Below are 777 nucleotides of genomic sequence, written 5' to 3'. Positions count from 1 at the left end.
ATCTCTCCTTTCTCCAAACGCCGATTCAAGGAGCCCAGGTGAGCACGAAGGATTCGCACCTGCCCGGCGCCGAGCGCCCCTACCGAAATGGGGTTCACGAAGGGTTGGATTATTACAGCTGGACCAGTCGGATTTCCATCGACTCCCGAACCCCGGTGCTTTCGGTGGCGGATGGAGTGGTGGTTCGCGCCGACCACGACTATCAGGAGATGTCCGAAGCGGAGCGGAACCGCTATCTTCAAATCGGCGCTCAAAACGGGGGACAGACGCCGCAATACATTCTCGATAAAATGCGGGGCCGGTCCGTATGGATCCAACATAAAAAGGGAGTGCTCTCCCGGTATTGCCATTTGAGCCGGATTGACGACGACATCGTCGTCGGAAAAAAGGTAAAGCAGGGAGAGGTTATCGGCTATGTCGGAAACTCGGGCACCAGCCAGGGGGTTAAGGGCCTCGATTCGGGAATGCATCTTCATCTGGACCTGTTTATTTACGACCAGTGGCTGTGGGATGACTTTACCCCCGCCGAGCGTCGCCATATTCTCCGGAGGGTCTTGGATCGGTGAGGTTCAGATGCGGTGGCCGCCAATTTTACCGGCCCGGTCGGCGAAGACGCTGGCCCCGGTGAGGGATCGGGCCAGCAAGATGCTGGTCGGTCCGAATCGGTCGCGGATGGTGTCGATCGCTTTCGCCAGCCGTTGTTCCCTTTCCCGTTTCCCGAACAGGTCCAGTTGCATCACCCGGTCGGAGGACAGGTTGCTCAGGGTGATCCCGATC

Annotated in this window: 1 protein-coding gene and 1 pseudogene; one reads left to right on the top strand and one right to left on the bottom strand. The window is 58.4% G+C overall.

The window, feature by feature from the left end; translation table 11 throughout:
- Positions 1-566, top strand: a 566-nt coding sequence (locus tag RZO55_RS14630; protein ID WP_318065006.1) for a M23 family metallopeptidase, incomplete at its 5' end; no start/stop codon positions are given.
- A gap of 3 nt (positions 567-569) precedes the next feature.
- Here the strand turns inward: RZO55_RS14630 and RZO55_RS14625 are convergent.
- Positions 570-777: pseudogene (locus RZO55_RS14625) on the bottom strand (DNA polymerase IV); the annotation flags it as partial.

It is taken from the genome of Clostridium boliviensis (assembly GCF_033342255.1).
GTDB lineage: Bacteria > Bacillota > Clostridia > Lachnospirales > Lachnospiraceae > Lacrimispora > Lacrimispora boliviensis.
This window is presented reverse-complemented; position numbering and strand designations above follow the sequence as displayed.